General features: G+C 58.7%; 18 protein-coding genes. 9 read left to right on the plus strand and 9 right to left on the minus strand.

The genetic code is table 11. The features are described from left to right. The first annotated feature begins 167 nt into the window (after positions 1 to 167). The 3 genes from topA to QFX07_RS01460 all read left to right on the plus strand — a co-directional run bounded on the left by topA (position 168) and on the right by QFX07_RS01460 (position 5515). Positions 168 to 2984: a type I DNA topoisomerase gene (gene topA, locus QFX07_RS01450; RefSeq protein WP_279754806.1), complete on the plus strand. Its 2817-nt coding sequence runs from the start codon at positions 168 to 170 to the stop codon at positions 2982 to 2984. 310 nt (positions 2985 to 3294) lie between these two features. Continuing rightward, complete coding sequence (locus QFX07_RS01455; RefSeq protein WP_279754807.1) at positions 3295 to 4266, plus strand: Ppx/GppA phosphatase family protein; 972 nt, start codon at positions 3295 to 3297, stop codon at positions 4264 to 4266. 178 nt (positions 4267 to 4444) lie between these two features. Next, positions 4445 to 5515 (plus strand): hypothetical protein, encoded by a 1071-nt coding sequence (locus QFX07_RS01460; RefSeq protein ID WP_279754808.1) that lies wholly within the window; start codon positions 4445 to 4447, stop codon positions 5513 to 5515. Positions 5516 to 5806: 291 nt separating this feature from the next. Here the strand turns inward: QFX07_RS01460 and QFX07_RS01465 are convergent, their stop codons facing one another. Then, positions 5807 to 7195, minus strand: coding sequence for a chloride channel protein (locus tag QFX07_RS01465; protein WP_459741179.1), 1389 nt, complete (start codon positions 7193 to 7195; stop codon positions 5807 to 5809). Between the two features lie 338 nt (positions 7196 to 7533). On the opposite strand from QFX07_RS01465, the gene proC reads away from it, so the two are divergent. Then, positions 7534 to 8379 (plus strand): pyrroline-5-carboxylate reductase, encoded by an 846-nt coding sequence (gene proC, locus QFX07_RS01470; protein WP_279740811.1) that lies wholly within the window; start codon positions 7534 to 7536, stop codon positions 8377 to 8379. Between the two features lie 170 nt (positions 8380 to 8549). Here proC and QFX07_RS01475 read toward each other — a convergent pair whose 3' ends face one another. Both QFX07_RS01475 and QFX07_RS01480 read right to left on the minus strand, forming a co-directional pair. Beyond that, entirely contained in the window at positions 8550 to 9212 is a 663-nt protein-coding gene (locus QFX07_RS01475) for a potassium channel family protein (RefSeq protein WP_279740809.1), read from the minus strand. Continuing rightward, positions 9205 to 10830 carry a TrkH family potassium uptake protein gene (locus QFX07_RS01480; protein ID WP_279754811.1) on the minus strand — a complete coding sequence of 542 codons (1626 nt, stop codon included), beginning with the start codon at positions 10828 to 10830 and terminating at the stop codon, positions 9205 to 9207. The genes QFX07_RS01475 and QFX07_RS01480 overlap by 8 nt, the downstream gene beginning before the upstream one ends. Before the next feature lie 411 nt (positions 10831 to 11241). Between QFX07_RS01480 and QFX07_RS01485 the strand changes: the two genes are divergently transcribed. The 4 genes from QFX07_RS01485 (at position 11242) to QFX07_RS01500 (ending at position 15917) form a co-directional block, all read left to right on the plus strand. Further along, positions 11242 to 12600 (plus strand): metalloregulator ArsR/SmtB family transcription factor, encoded by a 1359-nt coding sequence (locus tag QFX07_RS01485; RefSeq protein ID WP_279754812.1) that lies wholly within the window; start codon positions 11242 to 11244, stop codon positions 12598 to 12600. Positions 12601 to 12699: 99 nt separating this feature from the next. Further along, on the plus strand, positions 12700 to 14709 hold the full coding sequence (locus QFX07_RS01490) for a FadR/GntR family transcriptional regulator (protein WP_279754814.1): 2010 nt from the start codon (positions 12700 to 12702) through the stop codon (positions 14707 to 14709). A gap of 263 nt (positions 14710 to 14972) precedes the next feature. Continuing rightward, entirely contained in the window at positions 14973 to 15071 is a 99-nt protein-coding gene (locus tag QFX07_RS01495; protein ID WP_005504750.1) for a 30S ribosomal protein bS22, read from the plus strand. A 156-nt stretch (positions 15072 to 15227) separates the two neighbouring features. Then, positions 15228 to 15917 (plus strand): histidine phosphatase family protein, encoded by a 690-nt coding sequence (locus QFX07_RS01500; protein WP_279754815.1) that lies wholly within the window; start codon positions 15228 to 15230, stop codon positions 15915 to 15917. A 134-nt stretch (positions 15918 to 16051) separates the two neighbouring features. Here QFX07_RS01500 and QFX07_RS01505 read toward each other — a convergent pair whose 3' ends face one another. From QFX07_RS01505 to gluQRS, 6 genes are all read right to left on the minus strand, one after another. Then, positions 16052 to 16510 (minus strand): PLD nuclease N-terminal domain-containing protein, encoded by a 459-nt coding sequence (locus tag QFX07_RS01505; RefSeq protein WP_279740796.1) that lies wholly within the window; start codon positions 16508 to 16510, stop codon positions 16052 to 16054. Positions 16511 to 16612: 102 nt separating this feature from the next. Beyond that, positions 16613 to 17527 carry a 1,4-dihydroxy-2-naphthoate polyprenyltransferase gene (locus QFX07_RS01510; RefSeq protein WP_279754816.1) on the minus strand — a complete coding sequence of 305 codons (915 nt, stop codon included), beginning with the start codon at positions 17525 to 17527 and terminating at the stop codon, positions 16613 to 16615. 111 nt (positions 17528 to 17638) lie between these two features. Beyond that, entirely contained in the window at positions 17639 to 19018 is a 1380-nt protein-coding gene (locus QFX07_RS01515) for an AMP-binding protein (protein ID WP_279754817.1), read from the minus strand. 156 nt (positions 19019 to 19174) lie between these two features. After that, positions 19175 to 20128: a 1,4-dihydroxy-2-naphthoyl-CoA synthase gene (locus tag QFX07_RS01520; protein WP_279740790.1), complete on the minus strand. Its 954-nt coding sequence runs from the start codon at positions 20126 to 20128 to the stop codon at positions 19175 to 19177. Positions 20129 to 20269: 141 nt separating this feature from the next. Further along, positions 20270 to 21757: a sodium/proline symporter PutP gene (putP, locus tag QFX07_RS01525; RefSeq protein WP_279740789.1), complete on the minus strand. Its 1488-nt coding sequence runs from the start codon at positions 21755 to 21757 to the stop codon at positions 20270 to 20272. Positions 21758 to 22137: 380 nt separating this feature from the next. Continuing rightward, positions 22138 to 23163, minus strand: a complete 1026-nt coding sequence (gene gluQRS / locus QFX07_RS01530) for a tRNA glutamyl-Q(34) synthetase GluQRS (RefSeq protein WP_279754819.1) — start codon at positions 23161 to 23163, stop codon at positions 22138 to 22140. Positions 23164 to 23471: 308 nt separating this feature from the next. On the opposite strand from gluQRS, the gene QFX07_RS01535 reads away from it, so the two are divergent. Further along, entirely contained in the window at positions 23472 to 24380 is a 909-nt protein-coding gene (locus QFX07_RS01535; RefSeq protein WP_279754820.1) for an MBL fold metallo-hydrolase, read from the plus strand. The last annotated feature ends 39 nt before the right edge of the window (positions 24381 to 24419 follow it).

Here is a 24419-nt window from a genome sequence, read left to right on the forward strand (position 1 = left end):
CGCGCGCTCGCCGCATGAAATGCCCCGAACGCACCACATCAACTCAACACAAACTACATCCCCACCCACCACTCACCCACGTACATCACAACCTGCCGACGCTCACAAGCGCCAGCGTAGGTTATGGTTGAATATGTAGCTTTTCAACACACAGATAGAGGAGTGCCGTGCCCGCTCAGGCAAAGACCGGAAAAGCCCTGCTGATTGTGGAGTCTCCCTCCAAGGTCAAAACCATTAGCAGCTACCTCGGCGAGGACTACCTTGTCGACTCGTCCATGGGCCATATCCGTGACCTTCCGCAGCCCTCCGAACTGCCCGAAAACCTCAAAAAGAGCCCCGTGGGCAAGTTCGCTGTCAACGTTGAAGAGGACTTCGAACCCTACTACGTGGTCAACCCCGATAAAAAGAAAAAGGTCGCCGAACTCAAGCGCAAGCTCAAAGAAGTAGATGCGCTCTACCTGGCAACCGATGGTGACCGCGAAGGTGAAGCCATTGCGTGGCATCTGAAGGAAGTCCTCAAGCCCAAGGTACCCGTCTACCGCATGACCTTCCCCGAAATCACCCGGGAAGCCATTCAGCGTGCCTTCGGTGAACTGCGCGACATCGACCTGCACCTGGTTGACGCACAGGAAACCCGCCGTATCCTCGACCGAATCTACGGTTACGAAATCTCCCCCGTGCTCTGGCGCAAGGTCGGCCGCGGCCTCTCCGCAGGTCGCGTGCAGTCCGTCGCAACCCGCCTCGTTGTTGAGCGCGAACGCGAACGCATGGCATTCGTCGCCGCCAACTACTGGAACCTGTCCGGACGCTTCCTGACCGCATCCTCCGAAGGCTTCGACGCCAAGCTGGTCGCTGTAGACGGCAACCGCATCGCAACCGGCAAGGACTTCGCCGACGACGGCACCCTCAACACCTCCAAGGTCACCCACCTGAACGAGGAAGCCGCCCGCGCGCTCGCCGCAGCCCTGCAGCCCGCCGCGTTCTCGGTGCGTTCCGTTGAGACCAAGCCGTACAAGCGCCGCCCGGCAGCGCCGTTCACCACCTCCACCCTACAGCAGGAAGCCGCACGTAAGCTGCGTTTCTCCTCCCGCGTGACCATGCAGGTGGCGCAGCGCCTCTACGAAAACGGTTACATCACCTACATGCGTACCGACTCGGTGGCACTGAGCGAGCAGGCAATCTCCGCCGCACGTCGCCAGGCATCCGAGCTGTACGGCGCCGAGTTCGTGCCCTCCGCACCGCGCGTGTACACCTCCAAGAGCAAGAACGCACAGGAAGCCCACGAAGCAATCCGCCCCGCGGGTGACACTTTCCGCACCCCGGACGCTGTGCGCGGCTCCCTGTCCAACGATGAATTCCGCCTCTACGAACTAATCTGGAAGCGTACTGTCGCCTCCCAGATGGCTGACGCGACCGGTTCCACCGCCTCCGTACGCCTGGGCGCCGTGGCATCTAACGGCCAGGACGCCGAGTTCGCCGCATCCGGTACCGTCATCACCTTCCGCGGCTTCCTTGCCGCCTACGAGGAGGGCGTTGACGCATCCCGCGTGGCTGAGCGTGAGGCGAAGGACGCTGAGAAGCGCCTGCCGAACCTGACCACCGGCGAGGCACTGACCGCCGAGGCGATTGAGCCCGCCGGTCACGAGACCCTGCCGCCCCCGCGCTACACCGAGGCGTCCCTCGTGAAGACCATGGACGAGCTGGGCATTGGCCGCCCGTCCACCTACGCGGCGGTTATCTCGACCATCATGGACCGCGGATACGTGAACGTTCGTTCTGGTTCGCTGATTCCATCCTGGATCGCGTTCTCCGTGGTGCGCCTGCTCGAATCCAGCTTCGGACCCTACGTGAACTACGAGTTCACTGCGCAGATGGAAGAAGACCTCGACCGCATCGCCCGCGGCGAAGAATCTCGCGTCGAATGGCTGGGCGAGTTCTACTTCGGCGGTGGCTCCAAGCGCGGCCTGAAGCCCATCGTCGACAACCTCGGCGAGATTGACGCACGCAGCATCAACTCCATCCCGATTGCGGAAGGCATTGTGCTACGTGTGGGCAAGTTCGGCCCCTACCTGGAAGCCGAAGGCACCCTCGACACCGAGACCGGCGAACTGACCGAACCAATCCGCGCGAACGTACCTGCCGACCTGGCACCGGACGAACTGACCGAAGCGAAGGCACGTGAACTGCTCGAACAGGGCAAGTCCGACGGCCGCGTGCTCGGCGTGGACCCCGTCTCCGGCAACCAGATTGTGGCACGCGACGGCCGCTACGGCCCCTACGTCACCGAAGTTATCGAAGAGATGACTGAGGAGCAGATTCAGGCGTACCTGGACGCGCAGCCGACCGAATACTACAAGAACGGCAAGCCCAAGCCGAAGAAGAAGCCGAAGCCCGCCAAGCCGCGCACCGCGTCCCTGTTCAAGTCCATGGACCTGGCGACCGTGACCCTCGAGCAGGCACTGCAGCTGATGAGTCTGCCGCGCGTACTCGGTACCGACGCTGAGGGCGTGGAGATTACCGTGCAGAACGGCCGCTTTGGCCCGTACCTGAAGAAGGGCACGGACTCCCGCTCGATTGGCAGCGAGGACGAGATCTTCACGATTACGCTGGAGCAGGCGCTGGAGATTTACTCCCAGCCGAAGCAGCGCGGTCGTGCGGCGGCTAAGCCTCCGCTGGCTGAGCTGGGCGTGGACCCGGTCAGCGAGAAGAAGATCGTGGTGAAGGACGGCCGCTTTGGCCCGTACATCACCGACGGTATTACGAACATTACGGTTCCGCGTGCGGAGTCGGTGGAGTCTCTGACCCACGAGCGTGCGGTGCAGCTGCTTGCTGACAAGCGTGCGAAGGGCCCGGTCAAGCGTAAGACCGCCGCGAAGAAGACCACTGCCGCTAAGAAGACGACTACCCGCAAGACTGCGGCGAAGTCCACTACCGCGAAGAAGACGACCACTCGTAAGACCGCGGCGAAGAAGACCGCCGAGTAGCCGAGCGTGTTCTATCTGAACTGAAAGCGCAGGATGCGCCCCTGATTCCCCGCGTAGGGGTGGGGCGCCTCCTGCGTCTTTTGCATGCCCGGGGAACGGATACCCGAGGAATGGGTGCCCGGCGTGTTCGCAGGTTCGGCGCGTTTTGTGCCCGCGCTGTATTTCTTGTGCCCGCGCTGTGCTGATGCTGGGCATCCGTTCGGATTGTTTGCGGAGTGAGCGGCGCCTCTGACAGACTGGAAGAGGCGCCGCACCTGCGGTACCGCGCACAGACAATATCCCGCCGCGGGGCGGGGGAGGGGAGCGCATCGTGCGCCTGGGAGTTCTGGATGTCGGGTCGAATACGGTCCACCTGCTACTGATTGACGGCAGCCCTGGAGCGCGCCCCGAACCGTACGCGTCGCACAAGATTCCGCTGCAGCTCGTGCAGTACCTCGACGCTGAGGGCAATATTTCGCAGGAGGGCGCGGACGCGCTGACCCGCTTCGTGACCAGCGCCCGCGACTTCGCGATCGAGAATGAGGCGGAGGACCTGCTGGCGTTCTCCACGAGCGCTATCCGTGAGGCGGGTAATGGTGCGGCGGTGCTGCATCAGGTGCGTGAGCAGGCCGGTGTGAGCCTGAACGGTATTTCGGGTGATCAGGAGGCGGCGATTACGTACTTTGCGGTGCGCCGCTGGCAGGGCTGGGGTGCGGGTCGCATCCTTGATTTTGATATTGGTGGCGGCTCTTTTGAGTTCTCGACGGGTACGAATGCGTTGCCGGATGCGGCGATGAGCGTTCCGTTGGGTGCGGGCCGTTTGACGCGTGAGTTTTTTGATGAGCAGCCGCCGAGCCCGAAGCAGGTGAAGCGTCTGCGTAAGTATGTGCGTGAGCAGATCGCCCCGGTGGCGGAGAATCTGTTGCGTTATGGTGCGCCGGATATGACGGTGGGTACGTCGAAGACGTTCCGTTCGTTGGCGCGTATTTGTGGTGCGGCGCCGTATTCGGCGGGCCCGCATGTTAAGCGTGAGATGCATCTGCAGGATTTGCGCCTGTGGACTCGTCGTATGGAGGCGATGACTGTGGAGGAGCGTAGCGATTTGCCGGGTGTTTCGAAGGCACGTGCGGAGCAGATGCTGGCGGGTGCTATTGCTGCGGAGGCGGCGATGGAGGCGTTCGGCATTGAGACGATGCGCGTGTGCCCGTGGGCGCTGCGTGAGGGCCTGATCCTGAAGCGTATTGAGCACCTGGCGGAGGGTACGGGTACTCCGGTCAACCCGAAGACCCTCCTGGGTGAGTAGAACATGATGATGAACCCCGCAGGCTGGTGCGTAATGGGCACCCGCCTGCGGGGTTCATGATGTTATTTATCATTTCGTGATAATCTGTGAACGCTGACAGCTGCACAACGATGTAAAATGCGGCTGTCTAGGAAGTTTATCCACCCACAAAGTTGTCGGAAAGGGACGAATAAGGAATATGAATCTCATACTATTGGCGCATTTGTTTGCTGATGGGAATCAGGACGCTAAAGCAACGAGTGCGCCGCTGTGGGCGGCTTGGGTTCCTGCTGTAATTGCTCTTCTTGGAACGCTCCTTGTTGCTTGGCGGAGTGGTCGGAAGACTGACAAACAAATGGAACTGTCTAAACAAGCTACTCCACCAGAGCTGACTCGATATAAGACCTGGCTCGAAGTATCCGAGAAGTATAAAGGGCTTGTTAACCTTGAGAATGTAGATGCGCTTTCTATAGCTTCGGGAGAATATAGGGAGATTGAAGCATCTCGGAGAATTGCTCTTGAGAGAGCTGTATGGGAACGGAAGGTTATTTCTGAATGTTCTAATATTCAGGCACAAAAACTTGTAATGGAACTTCCAGAGTCGAAAATATATGAAATCAATAACCCGGATATAAATCGAGGAATTGAGCTTTCTGTAGATGATTATATTAGGCCAAAATCTTCTTTTATTACATGGTTTATTTACCTAATTATAATTATAGTTTCCTTAGTTCCGGTCTTGATAAATGTGCTTTCTGGCATCCCTTGGGAAGAAGCATGGGGTGCTCTTGCTTTTTCAATAATTGTAATCGTTCTTTTGGGACCTATGTTTCTTAATATTTTTCCAAACCGTGATAGCGGGGTTCTTGAAGCAAATTTTTGCATAAGAAAGATGCGTGTTGGATTCCTTGAAAATAAATATAAATTGCTAGGTAAAAATTATGATCCTTCTTCTTTGAAGACGAATGAATACTGGGAAAAAAAGCTCATGACAGAAAGACTGCGATATTCGATATTGTTAGATGAGTGGGCAGATTATGTGCATTGTCCTTGGGCGGGCAAGGGGTGGTTTAAGAAGAGGTGGCATAAATTCTGGTGCTACTTCTGCCCTGGGCATTATGTGAGGCGTAGTTTGAAAGGTAAGACTAAAGTTTTATGGGGTTCGTATAAAGACGATAAATTGAATGGTGATTTGAAGGGGAAAATTAAATTGAAGAAAAAGTTTGGAGAAACCTTGGCTGAGTTCTTGAAAAAACTGGAGCTTGAATAATATTTTTTACTGTCCTCTCAGCTCAGGTTATCTCTAAATGTGCTGAGTGGAGATATGAGAAGCCACATGTGTTTCTAACAGCCATATCATAGGTGGCTTCTCGAAACACATGTGGCTTTTCGCTATGAGGGAGCTGTACCCCCCCCCGCAGAATTTGTGCCATGGTTTAGTGTCTTCTGCCATGGTTTTTAACTACGACCAAAGACACTAACCTATCGAAAACCTCGGTCTAAAAAGCGGACGGCCCCGGATGCACACACGCATCCGGGGCTGCCCGCCACCTGTCAGAACCTACTTCTTAGCGCCGAACGCCCGCGTCCAAGCCCAGCGGGTCAGCACCGCCGTGCCCACCGCAACCGCCATCGGCAGCCACGCACTCGCACCCTGACCCGTAAAACCAATCAACAACGCCAACGCAGACAACGGCGCATTCATTGACACACCCAAAAACGCCGCCGTACCCGTCAATGCCGCCGCATACAACACCATCGACGCGCCACCCGGCACCCCGCCCAAACCCGGGAAGGCCCACAGTACCAGCGCCGCCATGCAAAATGCGGCCGCCGCACCCAACGCCAACCCCGGCGTCAACGTACCGCCATACGAACCCGAACGCAGGCTCAACACCACCACGGCAGCCTTCGCAACAGTCAATGCCGCCACATAACCCACCGCCCCAGCACCCAGGCCGCCCGCCAGTGCCTCATTAAAAGTGTGCTGAGTCAGCAGACGACCATTACCCAAAATCTCTGGAAGCCACAGCGAAACCACCGCGACCAGCGCAAACGCCACCGGAATACGCCACAAAAGAGAACGGTCTTTCGCCTTAATCTTCTCCGCACGCTGCGACAACGCCCTAAAACCCAACGCCAACGGAGTCAACACCACACCCGTCAGCGCCGCCACTGTCAACGTCGTCGCATCCAACGGAAGCTGCGGCACCGGGTACGTCGGCTCATTGACAATCACCAGATTCGCCGTGACCGTCGCCGTCCACACCGTCACCGCACCCACATACAGCGACCACAGGCTCAAACCAACAGCCATCGCCTCCACGAGGTACACCACGCCACCAATCGGAACCTGATACACCGCCGCCAAACCGGACGCCGCACCCGCCGCCACCAGCAGACGACGCTCACGAGCACCCAGCAGCGGGGCACCATCCGGGCGAGTACTACCCATACGTTCCAGAAAACACGCGCACCGACCCGCAGCCAGCGCACCCAGCTCACGAGGCGCGACCTCCTTACCCACCGGGGAACCCGCACCCACCGCAACAATCTGAATCACCGAATGCGAAATCTGCTGCCACAGCGAAGGGGTACGGTCCTCCTCGGTAGCACCGGCAATCTGCGAATTCACGCCGACTACACGCCGACCGCCCGACTGCAGGTAGTACCACACCAACGCCACAAACGGGCCCAATGCCGCCAAAATCAAGGCGCGGCGTGCCGGGTCAGCGCCGTCAGTGACCATCGGGTGATGTCCCTCGGCCTGACCGAAAGTCAGCTCCTGCATAAAGTCCAGAACATAGTGCAGGGCAATTGCACCCAGACCGCTGAACACGCCCGTGACCAGTGCGGCAAGGGTCAGCCCCATCAGGAGGCGAAACGAAAAAGAGTGGGAACCCGCAGGAATATGCGGGCTATTTGAGGAGGAAGCAGTATGGGAAGACATAGAAAAATGAGGGGTGTCGTGTGTTGGTTGGGCGCTTCATACCCGGCACAAAACTGCTGCCGCTGAAGCTGCTTTCATTCTACGCCCGCGCGTTCTACGGCTCGTGGGCGGGCCACAAGCTGAGAAACGGGGCGGTACATGGTGGGGCACGCAGAGTGAGTCTGCCGCCCAGAAAAAGCACCAGAAACACGAGCCAGGTCACATGCCCGTAGCCGTACCCGCTATGCTGGAAGGGTACGTCTCCACGCGCCCGCCGCGCACCGAACAGTAGCCCCGGAACACACCGGCGGCACGCATGCCGGCACCCGGCGCAGGCACCCCATTAGGAAGGATCAACGATGACCGCAACTATTGCTTTTCTCGGCACCGGCTCCATGAACGGCTCCATCGCCGCAGGTCTGCTCGCTGCAGGCCACGACCCCGCCCACATCCGCGCCACCGTGCGTAGCGAAGAATCTCGCGCCGCCCTCGCACAGCGCCTTGGCGACAAGGTCGAAATCATCACTACCGGCGGCGAAGCAGACGGCAACCACAAGGCAACCGCCCACGCAGACGTCGTGCTGCTCGGCGTGAAGCCCTACGGCATCGTCGAGCTTGCCCGCGATATTGCGCCCGCCCTCGCACCGAATACTGTCGTGGTGTCCGTTGCTGCTGGTGTGACCCTCGAAACCCTCGCCGCGTGCCTTCCTGCAGGTCAGCCCATTATTCGCTGCATGCCGAACACCCCCTCCTCCGTGGGCAAGGGCGTGCTAGCGATCTCCACCACCGAATCCGTGAAGGATGAGCAGAAGAAGCTCGTCGAAGAGATCCTGGGAACTGTCGGTCTGGTCGTTGAGGTTCGCGAGGACCAGATGGATGCGGTCACCGCTGTCTCCGGTTCCGGTCCGGCATACGCGTTCCTGCTCGCGGAGGCGATGGCTGCCGCGGGCGCGGAGCTCGGTCTGGATCATGAGACCGCTCTCAAGCTTGCCAGCGCAACCGTCGCCGGAGCGGGTTTCTTGCTCGATACCAACCCGGATGCGCCCGCCCTGCGTCGCGCCGTGACCAGCCCGAACGGCACCACCGAGCGTGCACTGAACACCTTCGTGGACGGTGGCCTCTTCCAGCTGACCAATGATGCGATGCGCGCTTGCACCACCCGTTCGGCGGAAATGAGTCAGCTGTACACCGCTGACGAGGACTAATCAGCGGGAATTAACCAGCGGGGACTAATACTGCCCGGTAGCATCCCTCTGATTGGGTAAAACTATAGAAAAAACAGCCTCCTCCCGGCAGAACGGGAAGAGGCTGTTTTCTGTGTCTATTCGCGGGTTGCTCAAACGCGGGCTCCTCAAGGTAGCGAGGAAAAATATTCTTAGGGGCGTGCCGCGAAACGCTCAATCAAATCCACCTGGCCGGACACAATCAGAATGTCGTGCGAGTGAATGCTGGTGGTCGCGTCCGCGTAGGTGAAGTCCTCACCGGGGGACTTAATGCCGACCACGGACACGCCGTACTTGGAGCGGATATCCGACTCGGCGAGGGTGAAGCCGTGGGTTTCCTTCGGCGGGCGCATCTTCGCAATCGCGAAGTCGTCATCAAACTCAATGTAGTCCAGCAATCGACCCGAGACGAGGTGCGCGGTGCGGCGGCCGGCATCCGCCTCCGGGTAGATCACGTGGTGTGCGCCAATACGTTCCAGAATCTTGCCGTGTGCGGGGGTGATAGCCTTCGCCCAGATACGCTCCACACCAATGTCTACGAGGTTTGCGGTAATCAGCACAGACGCCTCCACGGAGGTGCCCACACCCACGACGGCGGAGCCGAACTCGTCAGCACCCAACTGGTGCAGGGTGTTGATATCGGTCGCGTCTGCGGAGACCACGTGGGTCAGCACGCCGGACCATTTCTGTACCAGTTCGGGGTCCTTCTCGATGGCGAGGACCTCTTTATTCTGCACACGCAGCTGCGCGGCAACAGCAGCACCGAAACGGCCCAAACCGATCACGAGGACGGGGGCGTTATGTGCACTAGCCAATGGTGGGCCTTTCTTCGGGGAACTTGTAGAGGCGGCGGCGTGAACGCATCGCCAAGCCGGTTGCGGCGGTGGTCGTGCCGATACGGCCAATAAGCATGAGCACGCTGAGCACGTACACGCCCGCAGGTGGCAGGCTTGAGGAGAGCCCGCTGGATAGGCCGCAGGTGCCAAAGGCGGAGATGACCTCGAACATGACTTCCTTGAGGTCTGCGCCGCTAATCATAACCAGAGTCGCTGCGCCGATACACACCATGGTAGCGCTCATAACAAGCACCGAGATAGCAATGCGTAGGGATGACTCGGGGATGGTGCGGTTGAACGCGACGACCTTCTGGTCGCCTCGCGCTTCGGCAAGGATGGACAGAGCAATCACGGCAATGGTGGTGACCTTCACGCCGCCCGCGGTCGAGCCGGAGCCGCCACCAATAAACATGAGCATGTCCGTCAGCAGGGTGGAGACGGGCGTGATGGTGTCCATATCAACTAGGTTGAACCCGCCCGAACGCATCATCACGGAGGCAAAGATGGCGTTGAGGATTTTATCGCCGGGGGAGTAGGAGCCGATGGTTGCGGGGTTATTCCATTCGAAAAGACCCCAGAAGAAGGCGCCAAGACCGAAGAAGAAGAGGGTTGTGACCACGGTCAGTTTTGCGGTCAGCTGCCAGCGTGAGGGGTGCAAGGGGCTACGCTGAATCGCAATGAATACGGGGAACCCGAGTGAACCCAGGAATACGGCGGCACAGATGGGTCCGAGAATGAACAGGTCGTGGCCGTAGGGTACGATACCGTCCGAGTGTGGGGTAAATCCGGCGTTGTTGAAGGCGGAGATGGCGTAGAAAACGCCGTGCCATAGAGCCTCGTGTGGTGCTTCACCGAGCGCGAGGAAGCGCGGGGTGAGGAGCATAGCAATGAACGCTTCGATGGAGAAAGATGCGTACGCTACTGCTTTGACGATGCCGCCGACCTCACCGAGTCGGCTGATGTTGAGGTCTTCCTGCGCGATGAGTTTAGTGCGCAGACCCATTTTGCGGCCGATAGCCAGCGCGAGTAGGGAGGTGATGGTCAGCGTGCCCAGGCCACCCACTTGGCAGGCGAGAAGAATTATTGCCTGACCGAAGGTTGACCACTGATCTGCTGTGGAGACCGTGGTCAGACCGGTCACGGTGACCGCGCTGGTTGAGGTGAAGACTGCGTGGTGTAGCGCGATGCGCTGCCCGTCTGCCGAAGAAATTGGCAGGGACAGCATGATGGTGAAGAAGCTGATGACCAGGATGAAGGCGCTGATTGCGGTGCGCGAGGGGGACGCCAGAACAGAGGAGTCGATGAAGTCGCGGAAGCGTTCGAGGGTTTTCCGGTCGAGCTCTAGCAGGTTGCGTTTGTGCTGAGCATCGGGACTCTCGTGGGTGTGGTCGCGCAGGGCGGGCATGCGGTCGAGCTTAATGCCGGGTACGCTGTTGAGGATACTGAGGTTTTCAGCTTCGAGACGGTCGCGGCGGCTTTGGCGAGTCTGCTGCTTTTGGGGCTCGGAGGTGGTGCCGCTGAGGGTATCCCAGCGGCGGTTGAGCTGGCCCTGGGGGTGGTGGTGTCGGCGCCGGGTGCGGCGGATGATGCGTCCCATGCGCCTCCTTCAGCGGTGTCTGGGTATTGGTACGTTGGGTGGCGGTTTGAGCCTGTGTTTAACGCCTTCTAGTGTATCGCGCTGGGTGCCTGCTGAGGGGGTTGAGGCTTTGGTGGTTTGGGGCTAAATATGTGAGCTTGGAGAAGGCGTGTGACTGGTTTTGTGGGTGGAACCACGAAAACTATATATTCTGCATTAGCTATATAAGTATTGAGAGGCTGGTTGGTTCGCATATGCCTGGGATGAGATACAGGAAATCAACATTAGATGTGATAGGCACTTCATGCTTTTCTCCCTTTCAGAACTTCATGTTGGGCTAGTGCTCAGGGGCTATTCAGAATTTTTGAAGGTAATTTCTGTATCAGCCTCATTCTAAGCTTGAGACGCCACTTTATATGTCATAATCGCTATATGCATTCTGATGTTTTTTCTGTCATCGCAGATTCGACTCGCCGCCGAATTGTGCGTATTCTCGCTGAGCAAACCCACACAGTGGGTGCAGTGGTTGAAAAGCTGGGTATGAGCCAGCCGACCATTTCGAAGCACCTGAAAGTCCTTCGTGATGCAGATGTGGTCTCCGTGACCGTGGAAGGGCAGCGTCGCCTCTACTCCCTGAACCCGGATGTATTCGCCACCGTGACCGAGTGGATTAATGAGACCGTTCAGATTGCGCGCCAGTCCAATGAGGCGCACGTACCCGTGGCACTGCCCGGTGGCGTAACTGCGTCTGCCTCCGATAAGGCGACGGCTGAGAACGCAGGCGAGAAGCCGGTCGAGAATACCTCTGAAAAGAATGCTCCGAAGCCCGAAGTTGAAGAACCCACTCAGAAGCTTGCACCCGCCGCAACTGTACCAGCTACAACTGCACCTGCTGCATCCGAGAAGAACGCAACCGCGGAGACCGACTCTGAGACTTTCGCTGTTGAGGCACCCACCCCCGAGGAAATCGAGCAGGCTCATATTCAGCGCGTCCGCGCACAGCACCTGACCCCCAGTGCGCGTATCTACTCGCGCCCTGCGGAGCAGACTGCTGATAGTGCCGCTTCCGAACCTGTCGTTGAGAAGGCAGGAGCTGCTGAGCCCACCTCGCAGGAAGAGGTAGTGGATAGCACCCCGATGCGCCCCTTCACTCCCGCATCCTACGGGTATGACGCTGGGGTGACCCCCGCGGCGCCTGCTGAGACTAAGCCCGTGGTAGCGGAGAATCCGGTGGTAATCGCTCAGTCTGCGGCTGCGGTGTCCTATGGTGTCGACCCCTCCACGGTTGTGGGTGGTTCGATTCAGCCTATTGCTGCCACCCCCGAGGCTGCTGCGTCTGAAAAGGTCGCCGACGAAAAGGTTGCTGCTGAGAAGCCTGTTGCACCCGCTGAATCCGTCAGGGAAGAGACAACACGCAAGGAATGTGCAGCTGAGGAATCTGCAATTAAGGATTCTGCAACTGAAAAGTCTGTGATTGAGAAGAACGTAGTGGATGAAGCCGCGGCAGAAGAGCCCATGAATGCTGAACCTGTGAAGGCTGAATCTGCTGAGGAAGTAGCTTGGCCGGTAGAAGCTAATGAGAAGGCTGAGCTCGGTAAGGTCGAGCCTGCCAATGATGAGTCTGTCGAGGGTGAGCCTGCTAAGGCTGAAACCTCTGCTGAGGAGCCCGAGTATCAGACCATGCCCTCCTATGATTCTGTGTACCGCCCCAACACTGAGGCGAACAGTGCTGAGGCGAAGGACAACCAACGCGGTGGCCTGTTCGGCTTCCTGCGTGGCCGCCGCCGCTAAGACAGGCGGCTGGGGACTGCCCCGCCAATCACTTCCGATATTAACTCTCTGTAAAACGCACACACTTTCACTCACTTTTTGACCGAAAGATGCATTCACGTGGCTATTCATCGTAAAATTCTGCGCTGGCTCGAGAACGAACTGTTCGAGGGCAACATTCAGCTGGGCCAGGACCTGCCTAGTGATAGTGAAATTGCGCGCGCTATTGGTGTGAATCGTTCCCGTACCCGCGAGGCTCTACGCACCTTGGAAGATATGGATTTGGTGCAGCTGTACAACGGTCGCGGTAAGGAAATTCTTGTGCATTTGAGTGAGGAGCCGGCTTCCGCGGCGAGTGCTGCTCTACGCCTGCACATGTCCAGCTCGCGTTACCCGACTCGCGATCTGGTGCAGACCCGTATTTTGCTGGAAAGCTGGGCGATTGCGCGTATTGACCCGAAGACCGCCTCCTTCGCGGAGATGGACGAGGTCCTGGCGCAGATGGAAGATTTCGACCTGTCGATTCGTGATTTCCTGGAGCTTCTGCTGACTTTCCACCACCAGGTGATGCGTTGTGCGGGGAATGAACTGCTGGTGGGTATGCTCGCGTCGGTGCGTCAACCGAGCTTTGAGTCGATGCTATCGCTGGTGGGTCGCATGCCGCTGTGGAGTAGTGCTGTGGAACGTCTGCGTGCTGAGAGCCGCGCTATTGCGGAGGCTATGAAGGCTGGCGATTCGGCGACGGCTCGTGCCATGGTGATTGCTCAGTTGCGCGGCATGTATTCCGATGCCGGTATTGATTTGGAGCAGGAGGCGACCTCTGCGAACGGTCTGCCGGGTGAGCCGGTTGCTTCTGAATTTGCGCCGGTTGATGTGGATGAGTTTACCACCGATGACTTTGATGATTTGATGCAGGACGATGTGTCCTTCGCCGATGTGGGGGCATTGCCTGCCCCGCATGCTCCTGTTGCGGCATCTGCTGAGCCGACTCAGGTTTCTGCTGCGGTGTCTGAGCAGTCTGAACACGAGGTTGCCCATGGCGATGAGGCGGTGTCTGAGGTTCCCTCCGAGCCGACTGATACTACAACTGGTGCGGATATTTATACTTTTGACAAGGTGGAACGCTCCAGTCCCGCTGCGTCTCAGGCCGCACCTGCTGCGGCTTCTGCAGCCCCCGCACCGCCTGCCGCTCATTCGGTGAGCCCGGATGTGCCGCTGAGCTTTGGCACCCCGCGCCGTAGCACCGCCCCCGTTGCTTCTGCAGCTTCGGTATCTGGTGCCCAGACACCCGCCGCCCAGGCTCCTGTCTCGCGGACTCTCAGCTCGCGGACTCTCAACGGTCAGTTGCCGAGCGTCTCTGCCGCGTACGCGCAGGAAGAGGCTGAGGGCCCCGCAAAGGTTCTGCGTGCTTCTACGGCGGCTCCGCGTCGTCGTAGCGGCCAGATCATTTCTCCGGTGCGTGCGACCATCATTAAGCCGGTGGATCGTAGCAAGATGCTGACTGCGCCTGCCCGTACCGCGCGTCCTGCGGCTGTTGTGACTGCCGCGGCTCCTGCGGAGACTGAGCCGGAGAATGTTATGCGTGCTCCGGCGCGCCAGGAGGCGCCCGCCGTTCAGCCTGCTGAGCCTACCCGTCTTGAGGCGGCAGCGACCATCCACGACACCTATGAGAAGCTTCCGCATGATGAGCCGGTGCAGGAGTACCGCGGCATCTTCTCCAAGATGAAGCGTTTCTTCGGTGTGGATGTCTACGAGCCTGAGGTTGAGGATAGTACTGAGAAGGCTCAACCCGAGGCTAACACCGAGGCGAAGCCTGAGAAGTCCGCTGTGGGTGTGGGGGCGTTGGCTCGTGCCGAGGCTGAGCGCGTTGAGCGTTTGAAGGCGTTGCACGTGGCGGCTGAGGAAGAAGCCGCAGCGGAAAGCTCTGCTGAGGAGGGTTCTGTAGAAGAGCCGGTTGAAGAACCTGCTGAGGAATATAACCCCGCGCAGGAATCGGCTGAGGAGCCGGTAGAGGTCGACTCCCAGACTGAGGAGAGCATATCTGAGGGCACTGCTGTAGCTTCTTCCGGTTCGGTGCTGTCTCATGGCCGCGCTAAGGGCTCGAAGAAGTCTAAGAAGAAGCGTCGTTAGGGCTGCCGAATCCCCAATTTGACCCGCATATACCCTCGACATACCCGTGGGAAAAGCGGAAATTCAGGGAAAAACTCCTGAAAAGCCGCTCTCGAATGGTGAAAATGGGGGTAAACCTAGTACTCTAGGTAGGTAGCGCTCTAAAACGCAAGGGTATTTCTGTGCCTAAAATGCGTTTTGGATCGGTTATACCGGTATAAATATCCCCGGGTAGCTACCGAGTCGAATGGCTCGGCCGGGTACGAGTAAAGTGAGGAAATCCTATGGGTTCCGTTATCAAGAAGCGCCGCAAGCGTATGTCCAAGAAGAAGCACCGCAAGCTGCTTCGCAAGACCCGCCACCAGCGCCGCAACAAGAAGTAAAAAGACTTCTTTTGCCCCGCCCTCCGTATGGAGAGGCGGGGTTTTTATGTTCCTGCGGTTTTGCGGGCTGGGTTTTATGTCGTGTTTTTGTATTTGTAGAGCGTATGTGCGGGTCACCTGTTTGGGGTGGGGCGCGCTATTTGAGAGACTGGGATTATGACTGAAACTTCCACCATTAAAGTTCACCTCATGCGTCACGGCGAGGTGCACAACCCCGAGCGTATCGTGTACGGCCGTTTGCCCGGCTACCGTCTGTCCGATAAGGGCCAGCAGATGGTGCGTCTGAGCGCTGAGGAGTTTGCGGCTCGTGCTGAGCGCGGCACCCGTTTCGTGCATCTAGTCTGCTCGCCGTTGCAGCGTACCCGTGAGTCTGCTGCCCCGGTTGAAAAGCTGCTGGGCCTGACTGCGCAGCCGGATGAGCGCGTCATTGAGGCGGATAACTACTTTGAGGGTCTGCACGTGAACTCGCAGGAGCTGCTGAGGAACCCGCGTCACTGGACTAAGCTGTACAACCCGGCGCGCCCCTCCTGGGGTGAGTCGTACATGGACCAGATTCGCCGTATGGCTGCGGCTGTTCAGGATGCGGCACGTACCGCCTATGAGCGTGGCGGTGAGGGTGCGGAGGCGATTATTGTGTCGCACCAGCTGCCGATTTGGATTACTCGCCTGGGTGTTGAGGGTCGCATGCTTCAACATGACCCGCGTGCCCGTGAATGTAACCTGGCGTCGATTACGACTTTGGCGTTTAGCACCACTGATTTTGAGCATGAGATGCCGCATTTTGTGGAGTATTCGGAGCCTGCTGCGCCTCTGTACGGTGGTGTGATTCAGCTGCCCGGCAGCTAACAAACCCGGTAGCTAGTTCCTGAAGCTGTTTTTGAGCGTAGTAAGAGGCTGTGAGCATATCCGTTACGGATATGCTCACAGCCTCTTACTGTAAACCTTGAGGGGCACAGGAGCTACAAATCTAGCTGTCTTAACTAGTTCTGCCCGTTACCCTGAGTCGGGGTGCCGTCCCCAGGATCTCTAAGCTCAGGATCCTTAAGCTCGGGGTCATTAGGTTCGGAATCCTTATAATCAGAACCCTGCTTGTTGTTCGATTCTGCTTGGCGGCTGCGGCGTTCGCGTTCTGCTTTTGCCTTGAGCCAGCGCAGGTACTCTTCATCGTCGTCGGGGGAAGATACCGGGGGCACCGGGGTGTTGCGTCGCTGACTGAAGCTGGGGCGAGGAGCGCCTGCTGCGGGCTGTGCCTTGGGGCGGCCCAGGATGAGCCACATGATCGGGCCCACCATGGGGAAGAACAGGGTGACGAGAATCCACAGCCACTTGGGCAGGGTTCGCGCCTCGTGTGCGGGGGTGCGGACGGCATCCAAGAAGGTGTATAGGGTCAGCCCCACGATGAGGGCGGCGCCGCCAATAATCAGCATGGCTCGAATCATAAGCACTACTATGACATACCGCCGCGTTATTGCGGAACTATGAACCGGGTGCCCGCTAGCGGCGTAACAGCGCGGTAATCCGGTGCAGATTCGTGCGTCGGCTTAGTATCCGGTGAACACCTGAATTTCGTGGCTAATAATATCCAGCGAACCCAGCCATACGGCGAGGGCAAGAATCACGGAGTACACGAGCGCCACAATACCCGCCTGTTTGAGGACCGGAATCAGCTCGCGGCCGCCGCGTGTCCACACGGTCAAGCAGGAGTGGATGGTCGGGCCGACCAGCAGGAAAATTAGCAGGAACCAGGGGTTCTCATCGAGCAGAAGCACTACCAGACCCAGTGCCAGGGCCATCTCCACAATGTAGGTGATGCGCGACCAGCGTTCGCCCAGGCGGACCGCCAAGGTCAGCTTGCCCGCCTCAATGTCGGTGGGAATGTCACGCACATTATTAGCCATCAGCAAGGCACAAGAAATCAGACCAACGCCGATAGCGCCAACCCAGCCGAGCAGGGTCAGGGTGTGCGCCTGAGTGTAGAGAGTGCCCAGGGTGGCGACTAGACCAAAGTAGACGAAGACGAACACGTCGCCCAGGCCCATGTAGCCGTAGGGGTGCTTGCCGCCGGTGTAGCCCCACGCCGCAAAGACGCTGGAGGCGCCAATCGCCAGGAACCACCACTGGTTCGCCAGTGCCACCAGGGCAAGACCCGCAAGCATCGCTAGACCGAAGCAGGCGAAGGCGGCGAACTTGACGGAGCGGGGGCTTGCCGCGCCGGAACCGACGAGGCGTAGCGGACCCACGCGGTCTTCGTCGGTGCCCTTGATGCCGTCGGAGTAGTCGTTGGCGTAGTTCACGCCGACCTGCAGGAAGAACGCTACGAGGAATGCCAAGAACGCGTAGAGTGGCTTGAACTCTTTGATCTCGTAGGCGGCAGCTGAGCCGGCAATAATGGGGGCGACGGCGAGCGGCAGGGTGCGCAGGCGAGCGCCTTCAATCCATTGGGCGGCAGTTGCCACGGGGGTTCCTTCCGGGTCTAAGTGCGTATGATGCGTGGGTGTTGTGACGGTGACGGTTAGGGCGTGCGGGCGGTTGCGTGTACGGGGTGAAAACCCGCGGATGAGCCTGCTTTAGCCCTGACGATAGTCTCTGTCCAGGATACTGTATATTTTTGCGCGATCCGGCTTGCCGGTGCTGGTAAGAGGGAAATCCGGCAGGATGCTCAGCTGCTTGGGTGCGGCGGGGGCGCCGAGCTTTTCAGTGCAGCGGGCACGTAGCAGGGTGCAGAGTTCTTCGTTTAGGGCGGGGCTATTCTCGGTAGAGGCAGCTACGGTATCGATAGAGGGTACCAGCGTGACCGCGGCGGCAATGGCGGTACCCCAGCGGGCATCGGGTAGGCCGACTACGCAGGCTTCGCGTACGGCAGGATGCTCTTCGAGGACGGTTGCCACGGCGCGGGCGGAGATTTTTATGCCTCCGCTGATGAGCACGTCGTCGCTACGGCCGAGCACCTGCAGGCGCTGCTCGCTACAGTTCTTGTTGCTGTCGGGAGCCAACCGACCGTAGTCGTCGGTGCGGTACCAGCGGGTGCCGTTAGCGGCGGTGAAGAAGTGCTCGGCGGTGCGGGCGGCATCGCCAATGTAGCCGCTGGCGAGGTGCGTGCCGCTGATCCAAATACGACCAACCTGTGCGGGCTTCCCCTCAATATCCGGCACGGCGGGCATACCTTCTTCGGGCACGAGCTCCACCCGCATACCGGGCAGAACAGAGCCGGAATAGACACAACCGCCGGCGGTTTCGGCACTACCGTAGGTGGTCACCGTGGTCAGACCCAGCGTGGTGGAGACGGCGAGCAGGTCAGCGCTGGCGGGGGCGCCTCCGAGCAGGATTCCGGTGAAGGAGCCGAGTGCCTCGTGAATCTCAGAGCCCAGGTGCGGGTCGGCGTCCGCGCTTTCAAGGAGCTTATGGAGCTGGGTGGGCACCAGGGAGATAAACCGGCGTGCTGAGTTCATCTGCTGAACCGCCTGCAGGAAAACTTCGGGGCTAAAGTGCACCGATTCGGTCACGGAGCGGGCAATGACTGGGGCGGTACCGGCAAGTACGGAGCGGGCGAGCACCTGTGCACCGGCAATATAGTGCGCCGGAAGGGCCAGGAGCCATTGCGAGGCAGCATCGGAGTTTGAGCCGAAGAAGTTCTCGGTGGCTGCCGCACTGGCGGCAAGAGCTCGCGCGGTCAGTGCGGTGCGTTTGGGGGTTCCGGTGGATCCGGAGGTGCCCACCACCAGGGCAATAGGGTCCACAGCCTCTACGCCCTCGGAGCCCGCGCTTTCCGCCTCTGCACTCTCCGTACCAGCACCCGCCGCGTACCCACCCAGCAGCTGCTCAAAGGCTCCTAGCATGGCGTGAGGGTCGGCGGGCTGATTGGCACGCACCTGTACCGCCTGCGGGTGCAGGGTAGCCTCCTGCGGGGCGGGGGAAGGCACGAGCCCGGGTACGGGGGTGTTCATCATAAGAGATCCTTGAGTGGTTGTGTGCGCCGGGGGGCTATGCCGGGTTGGGGAGGCATCAAATGCGCCGGAGCCGGATTCTTAGCTGAAGGTATCAGGGGTTGAATCCGGCTCCGAGCCTATGCATCTGAAATTACTTCTGCGGAAAGGGGCTGCCTCTTAGAAGTAGTAGGGGTAGTTGGACCAGTCCGGGTCACGCTTCTGCAAGAACGCGTCGCGACCCTCCACAGCCTCGTCGGTCATGTACGCCATGCGGGTTGCCTCACCGGCGAAGACCTGCTGGCCGAGCATGCCGTCATCAGGCAGGTTGAAGGCGTACTTGAGCATGCGAATTGCCTGCGGGGACTGGCGGGCAATGTGCGCCGCGTATTCCAGGCCCTTATTCTCAAGCTCTGCGTGGGGGACTACGTCGTTGACTGCGCCCATTTCGTACATGCGCTGTGCGTCGTATTCCTTGGCGAGGAAGAAGATTTCGCGGGCGAACTTCTGACCCACCTGGCGTGCAAGCAGCGCCGAACCGTAGCCTGCGTCGAAGGAGCCGACGGTTGCGTCGGTCTGCTTGAACTTGCCGTACTCTTCGGAAGCGATGGTCAGGTCGGCTACCACGTGCAGGGAGTGGCCGCCGCCTGCAGCCCAGCCGGAGACGAGGGCGATAACGACCTTGGGCATGGTGCGGATGAGGCGCTGCACTTCTAGGATGTGCAGTCGACCTGCGCGTGCCGGGTCGATGCTTTCTGCGGTGTCGCCGCTGGCGTAGTGGTAGCCGTCGCGGCCGCGGATGCGCTGGTCGCCGCCGGAGCAGAATGCCCAGCCGCCGTCCTTGGCGGAGGGGCCGTTGCCGGTGAGTAGTACGGTGCCTACGTTGGAGGTCATGCGGGCATGGTCGAGGGCGCGGTAGAGTTCGTCCACGGTGTGCGGGCGGAATGCGTTGCGGACCTCGGGGCGGTCGAATGCGATGCGCACGGTGGGCAGATCGCGGAGGATTTCTCCGTTTTCGTCGCGCTCAACCTGGCGGTGGTAGGTGATGTCGGTGAAGTCTTCGAAGCCTTCGACGATGCGCCAGTTGGCGGGGTTGAAGATGTCCGAGACCTTTTCGGGAAGTTGTGCAGTCATAGACCCTATTTTACGTTGCCCGGGCATTGCCTGAGGTTGTGGCATGGGGTGCCCGCATATAAGAAGGCCCGGACCGCGTGTGTGCGGCCCGGGCCTTAGAAGTTGGGTAAGGAACCTTACCCTGCCTCAGTTATTTGTAGGTTACTCGACCTTTGCGAGCTCTACTGCGCGGTCGAACTCTTCCTCAATGACCTGGTTCTTCTTGTAGGTGATCAGGGAGACAATGATTGCGACCAGCATCGCCGAAGCAAAGCCGGGAACCATTTCGTAGAGTACGGACTTCATCGGGCTCTGACCCCATGCGAACGCCACAACGGCACCGGTAATCATGGAGGCAAGTGCGCCCTGGGTGGTTAGCTTACGCCAGTAGAGGGAAAGCAGAACGGTCGGGCCGAATGCCGAACCGAAGCCAGCCCAAGCGAATGCGACCAGCTGCAGAATGGAGCTGTTGGGGTTCCATGCCAGGGCACCGGCGACCAGTGCCACGATTGCCACGCCTGCACGGCCGAGCCACAGGGACTTGGCGGCGCTGAGCTTCTTTGAGGAGAAGATACCGTAGAGGTCCTCCACCAGAGCGGAGGAGCACACGATCAGCTGTGAGGAGAGGGTGGACATAATTGCCGCCAGAACCGCAGCCAAGATGAGACCTGCAATAAAGGGGTGGAAGAGAATCTGCGAGAGGTCCAGGAAGACCGACTCCGCGGTTTCGGGGTTGGTGAGGGATGCCTCGGGGTGGCGTGCAAAGTAGGCGATACCCATGAATGCACCGCTGAGCGCACCGAACACGGTCAGGACCATCCAGCTGATGCCGATGCGGCGGCCGGACTTTGCGTCTTCGGGGGTGCGCATTGCCATGAAGCGCACGATAATGTGAGGCTGGCCGAAGTATCCCAAACCCCATGCGAGGGATGAAACAATGCCGGCGAAAGTGGTGCCTGCGAAGATGCTGAGTGCGTCGGGGCGAACCTGGCTGATGGATTCAACCACCGGGTCCACACCGCCAAGATCGATGATGGTGATAATCGGCACGGCAATGAGTGCTGCAAGCATGAGCAGACCCTGAACCATGTCGGTGTAGGAGGCGCCCATGAAGCCGCCGAAAAGGGTGTAGAACACGGTAATGCCTGCCAGCAGGAGCATGCCGGTGTGGTATTCCTGGCCGAAGGAGGACTTGAAGAACAGACCACCGGACACCATACCGGAGGAGACGTAGAAGGTGAAGAACACCAGAATCACGATGCCGGAGACGATGCGCAGCACGCGCTTGGTGTCATGGAGGCGGTTGCTCAGGAAGACGGGGACGGTCACGGCGTCGCCTGCTACTTCGGTGTAGCTACGCAGTCTCGGTGCCACGAACTTCCAGTTGCACCATGCGCCAATGGTCAGACCGACGGCGAGCCATGCCTGGGAGAGACCGCTGAGGTAGACGGCGCCGGGCAGACCCATGAGGAGCCAACCGGACATATCGGAGGCGCCTGCTGAGAGAGCGGCGACCGTGGGGGAGAGCTGCCGCCCGCCCAGCACGTAGTCGTCGAGGCTGTTGTTTTTGCTATTTGCCCATAGGCCGATTGCGATCATGGCAACAAAATAAATCGCCAGCGCGATGACCTGGTATGTACTCGCGGCCATAATGTTCCTTCTCTCCTGGTGATAATACGTGTCTGTGTGTATTTATGCACTACGCCATAACTTTATGAGTGGCATAGGATACAGTCTAGGCTTTGAAAGGCTGAAAATAAAGTCTATTTGACGGTTAGAGATGAGAAGTTGTGGAATAAATATGTATTTGCTGTGTAAATTTTATGGTCGTACAGGTGGGGGCTGTGGGAGCATGTGCGAAAAAGTGCCCTAAAAATCCCTGAATTTCAGGGTTTCGGGCACTTGAGTCAAAGATATGTACTTGAAAAGCAACGCAAACGCTCAATGGCATATGCATATAAAACGGATTAAACGAAAAATTTAAAAGCCGTTCAGAGTGTTGAACTGTCGTAAAACAATGTCACAGAAGCTTAGAAATCCTTCACGACCCACGGCTCAGAAGCCATACGAGCCGGGTCAAAACGCTCCAAAATTGCCGCGGCATTGGGCACCGGAGCATCCGCCGAATGGACAGAGCCATCGACGTTATATACCGGAATAGAAGCGGCAATCCACCCCAAAATCGTCGGGATTTCAATGCCCGCCTCACGTAGCTGCGGCAGGGTCACCGCACCATCACGCTTTGCCAGACGCTTACCTTCCTCGTTGAGTGCCAGTGGTACGTGAGCGTAACGCGGCTGTGCCAAACCCAAAAGCTGCGCCAAATACGACTGGCGAGGCGCAGAAGGGAGTAGATCATCACCGCGCACAATCTGCTCAACCCCCACAAAGGCATCATCCACCACGGAAGTCAGGTTATAGGCGTAGGTGCCGTCATTGCGTACCAGCACAAAATCATCCACCAGCCCCGTGTAGGCACCGTAAAAATCATCCTGCACCGTGTAGCTCGTGTGCTCAGCGCGCAGGCGCAGAGCTGGCGGACGCTGAACGCCACGCTCCTTCCGTTGTGCTTCTGTCAGCCCACGGCAGGTACCCGGGTATGCGCCCGGCGCGCCGTGCGGGGCACTTGAGGCCTCCTGAATTTCGCGGCGAGTACAGAAACACTCATAGACGAGTCCCGCCTCGCGTAGCAGTTGAACCGCCTGCGCGTAGGCGGCAATGCGCGTGCTCTGGTACAGTACGCCTGCTTCCTTGCCCTCGGTGCTTTCGCTGCCCTCAATACGCCCTGTCGGGGCGCCGGGGCTCGCATCCCAATCCAAACCCAGAGCCGCCAAATCAGCAATCTGACGCTCCGCAGCACCCGGGTGCACGCGATCCAAATCCTCCACACGCAGATAGAAGGGCTTGCCACCGCGGCGCGCCATCGCCCACGCTAAAATAGCGGTACGCAAATTACCCAGATGCAAATCCCCCGAAGGGGAAGGAGCGTAGCGTCCGGTGCCGCTGGGGAAAGGCTGAGCTGAGGGGTTAGAAAATAGGGTAGGGGAAGAAGTCATACTCCTATCCTATAGGGGTGTTAGATGCGGGTTTAACCGTACGCACAACTCTAGATTGAGTGGCATCGTGGCATAAATATTGCGTCTATGGATGCACGCCGGACTCTTTGAGGAGCTCCTTTGGCGATGCTGCGCTGTTGAAACAATCCGGAGAGGTTGATAATGCTCACCACGTTCCTGTTGCTAAAGATAAGTTTGTGCAAAATAATGCACTTTCATTGCTTTGAATCGTTAACGAACAGTAAATTTCTGTTCTCTGAAGCCTGAATAACCCCTCAGACGCTAAAAATTCCAGTAGGGTTGTATTTATGGCTCGTACTATTGAACTCGCAGACGGTGTGTACCGCATTGCGACCGATAACTACCGACTGAACACCGGATTGGTCCTCGGGCTGGAACGTGCACTAGTCGTAGATACCGGCGCTGGTCCCCGTCAGGCAACCGAAATTTATGATGAGGTTCGCCGTCTCACGCGCCTTCCTATTACCGTCGTAAACACTCACGGTCACTATGAGCGTTTCTTCGGCAACGATGTTTTCGCGGCAATGGGTGCCGAAGAATTCTGGGCGCATCCTCGCACCGCGCGTGCAATCCGTAAATACGGTGAGGCACAGCGTCCCTATGTCGAGACGCTGGAACCGGAAATGGCACATAACCAGGGTGCCGCCACTAATATTGTTATTCCCAACCGCTTGGTCGCCAATAGGGGCGACGGCATCACTTTCACCCCCATCGACCTGGGTGAGCGTAGCGCGACCCTGATGTACATGGGACCCGGTCACACCGATGGTGACATTATGGTCGGTGTTGAAGATGTGCTGTTCATGGGTGGTCTGATTGAAGAGGGTACCGACCCCTACTTTGAGGATTCTTTCCCCGATCGTTGGATTGATACTCTCGGTGCGGTGCTCGAATTTGATCGCTACCGCGTGTTTGTGCCCGGTAACGGTGAGCCGGTGGACCGCACCTTCGTGGAGCGTGAACGGAACACCATGGTGACCGCTATTGAGTCGATTCGTTCCTCCACTTTAGATCGTGATGACGAGGCGACGACCGCAGCAATGTATAAGCTGCCGTATGCGCCGGGTGCTACTCGCTTCCTGCTGGATCGTTTGGCTCAGCTTGAAGACGCACCGGTAGCGGCGTACCTCGAAGCGGATCACCCGGATACCAGTGGCTTCACCGGTCCGATTACTCTGGGTCAGGCTTTGCACTAAACCTCTATATGCAATATGCATAATGGAGCATAAATACAG

This window comes from Rothia similimucilaginosa (assembly GCF_029850985.2).
Classification (GTDB): Bacteria; Actinomycetota; Actinomycetes; order Actinomycetales; family Micrococcaceae; genus Rothia.

What these genes read in the sequence shown, in the direction of transcription:
- QFX07_RS01465 (WP_459741179.1), bottom strand. Translation starts at nt 7,195, where the DNA reads ATGTCTTCCCATACTGCTTCCTCCTCAAATAGCCCGCATATTCCTGCG.
- QFX07_RS01500 (WP_279754815.1), top strand. Translation starts at nt 15,228, where the DNA reads ATGACTGAAACTTCCACCATTAAAGTTCACCTCATGCGTCACGGCGAG.
- QFX07_RS01520 (WP_279740790.1), bottom strand. Translation starts at nt 20,128, where the DNA reads ATGACTGCACAACTTCCCGAAAAGGTCTCGGACATCTTCAACCCCGCC.
- QFX07_RS01480 (WP_279754811.1), bottom strand. Translation starts at nt 10,830, where the DNA reads ATGGGACGCATCATCCGCCGCACCCGGCGCCGACACCACCACCCCCAG.
- QFX07_RS01535 (WP_279754820.1), top strand. Translation starts at nt 23,472, where the DNA reads ATGGCTCGTACTATTGAACTCGCAGACGGTGTGTACCGCATTGCGACC.
- QFX07_RS01495 (WP_005504750.1), top strand. Translation starts at nt 14,973, where the DNA reads ATGGGTTCCGTTATCAAGAAGCGCCGCAAGCGTATGTCCAAGAAGAAG.
- gluQRS (WP_279754819.1), bottom strand. Translation starts at nt 23,163, where the DNA reads ATGACTTCTTCCCCTACCCTATTTTCTAACCCCTCAGCTCAGCCTTTC.
- QFX07_RS01460 (WP_279754808.1), top strand. Translation starts at nt 4,445, where the DNA reads ATGAATCTCATACTATTGGCGCATTTGTTTGCTGATGGGAATCAGGAC.
- proC (WP_279740811.1), top strand. Translation starts at nt 7,534, where the DNA reads ATGACCGCAACTATTGCTTTTCTCGGCACCGGCTCCATGAACGGCTCC.
- QFX07_RS01485 (WP_279754812.1), top strand. Translation starts at nt 11,242, where the DNA reads ATGCATTCTGATGTTTTTTCTGTCATCGCAGATTCGACTCGCCGCCGA.
- QFX07_RS01515 (WP_279754817.1), bottom strand. Translation starts at nt 19,018, where the DNA reads ATGATGAACACCCCCGTACCCGGGCTCGTGCCTTCCCCCGCCCCGCAG.
- putP (WP_279740789.1), bottom strand. Translation starts at nt 21,757, where the DNA reads ATGGCCGCGAGTACATACCAGGTCATCGCGCTGGCGATTTATTTTGTT.
- QFX07_RS01505 (WP_279740796.1), bottom strand. Translation starts at nt 16,510, where the DNA reads ATGATTCGAGCCATGCTGATTATTGGCGGCGCCGCCCTCATCGTGGGG.